Annotated in this window: 9 protein-coding genes; 5 read left to right on the forward strand and 4 right to left on the reverse strand. The window is 53.0% G+C overall.

Annotated elements, in window-relative coordinates; all coding sequences use genetic code 11:
* Positions 1-208: 208 nt before the first annotated feature.
* Positions 209-1528 (reverse strand): MFS transporter, encoded by a 1320-nt coding sequence (locus tag HMPREF9098_RS07110; RefSeq protein WP_003783342.1) that lies wholly within the window; start codon positions 1526-1528, stop codon positions 209-211.
* Between the two features lie 138 nt (positions 1529-1666).
* On the opposite strand from HMPREF9098_RS07110, the gene HMPREF9098_RS07115 reads away from it, so the two are divergent.
* From HMPREF9098_RS07115 to uvrC, 5 genes are all read left to right on the forward strand, one after another.
* Positions 1667-2164, forward strand: coding sequence for a disulfide bond formation protein B (locus tag HMPREF9098_RS07115; RefSeq protein ID WP_003783343.1), 498 nt, complete (start codon positions 1667-1669; stop codon positions 2162-2164).
* A 35-nt stretch (positions 2165-2199) separates the two neighbouring features.
* Complete coding sequence (ubiG, locus tag HMPREF9098_RS07120) at positions 2200-2913, forward strand: bifunctional 2-polyprenyl-6-hydroxyphenol methylase/3-demethylubiquinol 3-O-methyltransferase UbiG (RefSeq protein ID WP_003783345.1); 714 nt, start codon at positions 2200-2202, stop codon at positions 2911-2913.
* Positions 2914-2998: 85 nt separating this feature from the next.
* On the forward strand, positions 2999-3457 hold the full coding sequence (locus HMPREF9098_RS07125) for an HAD domain-containing protein (protein WP_003783348.1): 459 nt from the start codon (positions 2999-3001) through the stop codon (positions 3455-3457).
* Positions 3454-3699: a hypothetical protein gene (locus tag HMPREF9098_RS07130; protein ID WP_003783350.1), complete on the forward strand. Its 246-nt coding sequence runs from the start codon at positions 3454-3456 to the stop codon at positions 3697-3699. Before HMPREF9098_RS07125 ends, HMPREF9098_RS07130 begins: the two co-directional genes overlap by 4 nt.
* Before the next feature lie 4 nt (positions 3700-3703).
* On the forward strand, positions 3704-5551 hold the full coding sequence (gene uvrC / locus HMPREF9098_RS07135) for an excinuclease ABC subunit UvrC (protein ID WP_003783352.1): 1848 nt from the start codon (positions 3704-3706) through the stop codon (positions 5549-5551).
* Between the two features lie 92 nt (positions 5552-5643).
* Here uvrC and tsf read toward each other — a convergent pair whose 3' ends face one another.
* From tsf to HMPREF9098_RS07150, 3 genes are all read right to left on the reverse strand, one after another.
* On the reverse strand, positions 5644-6504 hold the full coding sequence (gene tsf / locus HMPREF9098_RS07140; protein ID WP_003783356.1) for a translation elongation factor Ts: 861 nt from the start codon (positions 6502-6504) through the stop codon (positions 5644-5646).
* Between the two features lie 75 nt (positions 6505-6579).
* Entirely contained in the window at positions 6580-7302 is a 723-nt protein-coding gene (gene rpsB, locus HMPREF9098_RS07145; protein ID WP_040564352.1) for a 30S ribosomal protein S2, read from the reverse strand.
* A 154-nt stretch (positions 7303-7456) separates the two neighbouring features.
* Positions 7457-7768: a ComEA family DNA-binding protein gene (locus HMPREF9098_RS07150; protein ID WP_003783360.1), complete on the reverse strand. Its 312-nt coding sequence runs from the start codon at positions 7766-7768 to the stop codon at positions 7457-7459.
* Positions 7769-7848 lie beyond the last annotated feature (80 nt).

Consider the following 7848-nt stretch of genomic DNA (forward strand, 5'->3'; position numbering starts at 1 on the left):
AGGTTCTATCGCTGCTAAACGTCTGCCTTCTAGCTGCCGTTAATCATATGTGTGCTGTGGTGTAAACTGCAGCCATAGAAACAGGGCTCTGAGTTTTCAGAGCCCTTGTTATTTTTTACCGTATTGATGAACTTCAATGAAAAGCAGCCTGCACTTTATATTTTCAAAGTGCAGGCTGCTTTCGTATCACCCGAAAAATATCGCCCGATTACCCATACCGCTTCTGCTTTATCAGCAGGCACACGGCCACCACCAGCGCTGGCAGCGCCAGAATCATGAAAATCACCGTGTAGTCCAGTTTCCATGCCAGCAGCTGTCCGGTCAGGAATGTGCCGGCAATCGCGCCAAAGCGGCCGATGCCCAGCATCCACGACACGCCGGTCGAGCGGCATTCCACGGGGTAGAACTGGGCGGCGAGCGCGGGCAGGGATGCCTGCATGGTGTTATAAACCACGCCGGCAAACAGTATCACGCCGGCCAATGCTGCCACGCCCTGCGCCATCGCCCAGCCAATCAAGGCCACGGAAGCGGCGGAAAGCAGCGCCAGCAACGCGACCAGTTTGTTGCCGTTAAATTTGTCCATCAGATAACCGCTGGCCACCGCGCCCAAGCCGCCGAGCGCGAACAATCCGGAAACGCGCGCGCCCAGTTCGGCCGACATGTTCGCTTCTTTGAACAAAATGGGCAGCCAGTTGATCAGCGCATAAAAAATAATCAGCCCGAAAAAATACGATAACCACAACAATACCGAACCCGCGCGGAAATGCGCGCCCAGCACCATCCCTATCGGGCTGCCCTGCCCTGCGGCAGAAGGCTGCGGCACTTCCGCCGAAAACCGCGCGTTGTCCAAATCCGCATTCGGGTTAATGCGCAGCAGCAAACGGCGGATTTGCGCGGCAGGTTTCTGCTTGGCGGCCAGATACACCGCCGAACGCGGCATCAAGAACACCATCAGCACACCCAAAGCCAGCGGCACCAAACCGCACCACAACAACGCCGTGCGCCAGCCGTGTTCGGGAATGATCCACGCGGCGAAAAATCCGCCTGCCGCCGCGCCCAACGGAAAGCCGCAATACATGGTGTTCACGATCATGGCGCGTTTGTGGGCGGGGCAATATTCGCTCAACAGCGTTACCGCATTGGGCATGGCCGCGCCCAAACCCAAGCCGGTGATAAAGCGTAAAACGCCCATTTCCCACAAGTTGCCCGCAAAGGCGGATGCGGTGCAGAATCCGGAAAATACCAGCACAGACACGGTCAGCACGGGTTTCCGCCCGAATTTGTCGGCCAAGGGGCCTGACGTTACCGCGCCCGCGGCCAAGCCGAACAATGCCGCGCTCAATACGGGCGCAAGGTCTTGTTTGCCAATGCCCCAGTCGTCCGATAGGCTGGGGGCGATATAACCGATGGCGGCGGTGTCCATGCCGTCAAAAAAAGCCACCAGGAAGCAGGCCAGAAAAATCAGCCACTGAAACGGGGAAATGCGGTTGTCGTCCAAAAAATTCTGTATGCGGATGGTTTTTTCCATAAATTGCGTTGCCTGACTACTTTAGGGGCGCACATCATACCGTATTTACACGCCAAAAGCAGCCTGCACCCGAAAACAAAAAGTGCAGGCTGCTTTTTATCACGTTATACTTCCCTTTTCGATTTGAAGGAGATTACTATGCGGTTACACCACAAAACCATACCGCTGGCAATGGCGGTTCTGGGCGCGACGGGCGTATGCGCTTCGTTATTTTCGCAATATGTGCTGGACATGAACCCCTGCGTGATGTGCATCCAGCAGCGCATGGCGTTGGCGGGGATTTTTGCAGTGGCATTACTGTCGTTGCTGCTGCCCACGCGGAAAGCCGGCGCGCGCACCTTGGCCGCCGTGCTGGTTTCCGCGCCGGCCACCTTCGGTTTGTATATTGCCGTCAAGCAAATCCATTTGCAGTCGCTGCCGCTGATGGAGCAGCCTTCCTGCGGCGCGCCGTGGACATTCCGCCTGCGCGATGCGCCGCTGTTCGACTGGTACGAATGGTTTATCCGCGGCTCGGGCGCGTGCGGCGAAGTGTATTATTTTTTCGGCGTGCCGCTGCCGGTTTGGGGCGCATTGTTCTTTGCCGCCGCGCTGCTCATCACATGGGGCGTGTGGTGGAAAAGCCGCGCCGGCCGATAAAGGCAGCCTGCACTTTTTAAAACAAGGAGACACTCATGCAAAACACCGTTAATGTCGATGCGGACGAAATTGAAAAATTCAGCCGCCTGGCCGCCAAATGGTGGGACAAATACGGCGAATTCAAACCGCTGCACGACATCAACCCCCTGCGTTTGGACTATATCGACCGCAACGCCCAATTAGCAGGCAAAACCGTGGTCGATGTAGGCTGCGGCGGCGGCATTTTGAGCGAAAGCATGGCATTGCGCGGCGCCGAAAGCGTGCTGGGCGTGGACATGGCGGAACTGTCGCTGCAAACGGCTGCCGCACATGCGCAAACGCACGGCGTGGACAATGTGCAGTACCGCTGCATCAGCGTGGAAGATTTGGCCGCCGAAATGCCGCATTCGTTCGATATTGTGAGCTGCATGGAAATGCTGGAACACGTTCCCGACCCCGCGTCCGTCATCCGTGCCTGCGCCAAGCTCGCCAAGCCCGACGGCTGGGTGTTTTTCTCCACCATCAACCGCAACGCCACGTCCTACCTCCACGCCATTTTGGGTGCGGAATACATTCTGAACCTCGTTCCCAAAGGCACGCACACCTGGCAGAAATTCATCACGCCAGCCGAATTGGCGCGCATGGCACGGCAGGCGGGGCTAGACATTACCGACACGCAGGGCATGGGATACAACCCGTTGACACGGAATTATTTTCTGGGCGACAAAGTGGATGTGAACTATCTGCTGGCATGCCGCCCCGCCGTATAACCGGCCTGCCGAAAGCAGCCTGCACTTCTGTTTTCCACGTGCAGGCTGCTTTTTCCGCCGCCACGTCCAATGCAAAGGAAAACCCGTGCTCGTATTTTTAGACTTCGACGGCGTGCTGCACCCGTTCCCCTGCCATTATGCGCTGCATTTCTGCCAACGCGACCTGCTGGAAGGCTTTTTCAGGCAGCCTGCACAGGCCGATGCCCGCTTCGTCATCAGTTCCACTTGGCGCAACCATTATCCTTTGGATGAACTGCGCCGCTGGTTCAGCCCGGATTTCCGCGACCGCATCATCGGCTGCACGCCGACATTGGACGGCATTGCCTGGGAAGGCAGCCGCGAACGCGAAATCCAAGCATGGCGGCAACAACATGGCAGCCTGCACGAAGCATGGATTGTGCTGGACGACATGCCGCCATTTTTCGAACCCGAATGCGATAATGTTTATTTCTGCGATGCGTCCACCGGATTTGCCGAAAAAGACTGCGCCGCACTGACCGAACACATCGCCCGAATCCGCCCACGTTACGGCCGAACATCATGAGAATCCTGCTTTATCTTGCCGGCACGCTGCTGTGGCTGGCCTTGGTGTACACGCTCACCGTTGCATTGGCGCGCGCCGCCAAAACGCGCACCGTCCGCATCGCCCTGCTGCATTATTCGTGGCAAAAGCAGCCTGCACATTTTATTTCGGCTGTTTTGGTGCTGGCGGTGTTTTGGCTGGGACTGGTCGGCTGGTGGCTGAACGGCATTTGGAACCTGTTTGAAAAAATCACCCACGGATAACCCCATGCCCGACACAAAACCCGAATTCAACCTGGAAATCTTCCTCAAATCGCTGCCCAATGCCGCCGGCGTGTACCGCATGATTGCCGCAGACGACAGCGTTTTATATGTCGGCAAGGCGGTGAACCTGAAACGCCGCATCTCCAGCTATTTCCAAAAAACCGACCATTCGCCGCGCATCAAGCTAATGATTAAGCAGATTGCGCGGGTGGAAATCACGCTGACGCGCAACGAAGCCGAAGCGCTGATTCTGGAAAACAATCTGATTAAATCTTTGTCGCCCAAATACAATATCCTGTTTCGGGACGACAAATCTTATCCGTATTTGATGATAAGCGGGCACGAGTTTCCGCAACTGGCTTATTTCCGCGGCACGCCCAAAAAGCCGAACCAATATTTCGGCCCCTATCCGAACGGCTATGCGGTGCGCGACAGCATTGAAATCCTGCAAAAAGTGTTTCGGCTGCGCACCTGCGAAGACAGCGTGTTCGCCCACCGCGACCGCCCGTGCCTGCTCGCGCAAATCAACCGCTGCTCTGCGCCGTGCATGGGTGCGGTGTCGCCCGAAGAATACGGCGAACAGGTCCGCCATGCAGTGGCATTTTTGAACGGCAAAACCGCGCATTTGATGAAGGATTTGGAACAAAAAATGTTGCAGGCTGCCGAAACGCTGGATTTTGAAGCGGCCGCCAAATGGCGCGACCAGATTCAGGCGCTGGGCACCATGCAGTCCAAACAGTTCATCGACAGCAAAAACCTGAACCAGCCGCAGGATATCGACATTGTGGCGGTTGCCGAAGCGGGCGGCAGCGTGTGCCTGCATTGGGTGAGTATCCGCGGCGGCCGCCATGTGGGCGACAAAAGTTTCTTCCCCGACACGCGCTACGACCCTGAGCCGAACGCGCAGGATTATGCGGAAGCCTTTGTGGCGCAACATTATCTGGGCAAACCCAAACCGGATATTTTGCTGAGCAATTTCACGTTGCCCGAAGCATTGCAGGCTGCTTTGAACAGCGAACATCCGCGCGCCATGCAGTTTCCAAAAGCCGAAAAGGGCGAGCGCAAAGTGTGGTTGAACATGGCGGTGAAGAATGCGGAACACGCGCTGGCGCAGCACCAACTGCAAAACAGCCGGCAAACCGAGCGCGTGGAACAGCTGGCGGAACTCATCGGTTTGCCCGCCAACGAATTGCGCCGCTTGGAATGTTTCGATATCAGCCACACGCAGGGCGAGGCGACCATTGCGTCCTGCGTGGTGTACGATGATTTTGCCATGCAGCCGAGCCAGTACCGCCGATACAATATCAACACGGCAAAGGCGGGCGATGATTATGCCGCCATGCGCGAAGTGCTGACGCGGCGTTACGGCAAAATGGCGCGCGCGGCAGCCGATGGCGAACCTGTGCGCCTGCCCGATGCGGTACTGATTGACGGCGGCATGGGACAAATCGGCGTGGCGGTGAGCGTGTGGGAAGAGCTGGGCTGGACGATTCCGCTGGTCGGCATTGCCAAAGGCGTGGAGCGCAAAGCGGGGCTGGAAGAACTGATTCTGCCATTTAAAAACGAACGTTTCAGAGTGCCGCCCAACACGCCCGCGCTGCACCTGCTGCAAACCATCCGCGATGAAAGCCACCGCTTCGCCATCACCGGCATGCGTGCCAAGCGCGACAAGGCTCGGATAACTTCTTCATTAAACGATATTGCCGGCGTAGGCGCCAAACGGAAAGCCGCGCTACTGATGCGTTTTGGCGGTTTGCGCGGGGTGCAGGCTGCTTCTGTGGAAGATTTGGCGCAAGTTGAAGGGATTAGCCGCGCATTGGCCGAAAAGATTTATGATTATTTTCACAGCTGAAAAAGTGCAGGCTGCTTTTTATCCCACCAAAAGCAGCCTGCACATAACAAAAACAGCCACCTTGAAAGATGGCTGTTTTAAACATAGGAAAATTACACTTTAGCGGCGGCAGCCACTTCGGCAGCGTAATCCACCACTTTTTTCTCAATGCCGTCGCCCACTTTATAGCGGACAAAGCTCAAGATTTCAGTGCCGTTTTCTTTAGCAAATTGTGCCACGGTTTGGTCTGGGTTCATCACGAATGACTGACCGTTCAAAGACACTTCTGCCAAGAATTTTTTAATGCGGCCTTCTACCATTTTGGCAGCAATTTCAGCAGGTTTTCCGGAAGCAACCGCTTGTTCGGTGTAAATGTGGCGTTCTTTTTCCACCAACGCTGCATCCACTTGGTCTTCACGGACACACTGCGGTTTTGCCGCAACAATGTGCATGCCGATTTTACGGGCCACATCTTCCGAACCGGTATATTCAACCAATACGCCTTCATTCGCCAAAGCACCGTGAATGTATGCCACCAAGTTGCTGTTACCCGAAGCTTCGATAATTTGGAAACGGCGTACAGACATGTTTTCGCCCAATTTGGCAATCACCGCTTTGCGCTCTTCTTCAACCAAGGCGTTCAGTTCTTCCACGGTTGCAGGTTTCTTAGCCACTACGGTTTTCGCTACAGAATTCGCAAATGCCACAAAACCAACGTCTTTTGCCACAAAGTCAGTTTCGCAGTTCACTTCCACCAATGCACCGGTTTTGCCTTCAATCGCAAACGCCAACACGCCTTCGGCAGCCGTACGGCCTGCCAATTTACCAGCTTTCGCACCTGATTTAATGCGCAAGATTTCTTCAGCTTTTTCAAAATTACCTTCAGCTTCCACCAAAGCTTTTTTGCATTCCATCATGCCCAAGCCTGTTGCCGCACGCAAATCGGCAACCATTTTTGCAGTAATTTCTGCCATAGTGTTCTCCAATAAATTCAATCATTTAAAACAAGCTGCCGGAAATATTTCGGGCAGCCTGCACATTTCAAACTATTATTCAGCCGCTTTTGCCGCTGCCACAGTTTCCGCTACTGCTTGGTTTTTGCCTTCCAAAACAGCATCGGCAATACCGCGGCAGTACAAACGAATTGCTTTTGCAGAGTCGTCATTGCCAGGAATAATGTGTTTTACCAAATCAGGGCTATTGTTAGAGTCAACAACGGCAATTACCGGAATACCCAATTTTGCAGCTTCTACCAAAGTACCATGTTGGTAGCCTGTGTCAATCACAAAAATCGCATCAGGCAAACCTTTCATGTCTTTGATACCGCCCAAAGAACGCTCCAGTTTTTCCACTTCGCGAGTCATATCCAACAATTCTTTTTTGTTGTAGCCGCTGGTTTCTGCATTAGCCAAAACAGCTGCTTTCTCTTCCAAGCGTTTAATAGACTGCTTAACTGTTTTATAGTTTGTCAGCATGCCGCCCAACCAGCGATGGTCAACATAAGGCATGCCTGCACGTTGCGCCTCTTCTTTAATGATATCGCGTGCTTGACGTTTGGTACCAACAAACAAAACAGTACCTTTGTTCGCCACCAAACGGCGAACAACTTCTTGCGCCTCTTGGAACAATGGAACAGTTTTTTCCAAGTTAATAATGTGAATTTTATTACGCACACCAAAAATGTATTGAGCCATTTTTGGGTTCCAGTAACGAGTTTGGTGACCGAAATGCACGCCGGCTTCGATCATTTGGCGCATAGTAATTTGAGACATATTTTTTCCTTTAAGGGTTAAAAGCATAACATTTTGACCAAAACTTATTAAAAATAAGCACCCTTGAGTAAAATGCGAGCAGTGTAAATTAAAAAAAGCTTCCTAAACATAGAAAGCTTTTTCATTATAATTAATTTTCAACAAAATAACAAGATTATTTCGTTGCAGGCTGTGGTTTTGCAGGCGCTGCCGGTTTAGGTGCTGCTGCACCATTTCCCACTGTCGCCTGTGCACGGAATTTGTTAATCGTGGCCTCTTTAATTCCCGGTACTTTAGCCAAATCATCCACAGATTTGAACGGGCCATTTTTCTCACGATACTCAACAATCGCACGTGCCTTTGCAGGACCAATGCCGGTTAATTGTTTATCCAACTCATCCACAGTTGCTGTATTAACATTCACAGCCGCAAAACTTAATGCTGCGCAACCAATCGAAAACAAAGTAAACAATACTTTTTTCAACATAAAGACTCCTTTAACAAGTTTAAATTAAAACGTTTTTGTAGTGTACAGTATTACTTAACTATTTTCAAGCCTTCTACACT

Source organism: Kingella denitrificans ATCC 33394, assembly GCF_000190695.1.
Classification (GTDB): Bacteria; Pseudomonadota; Gammaproteobacteria; order Burkholderiales; family Neisseriaceae; genus Kingella_A; species Kingella_A denitrificans.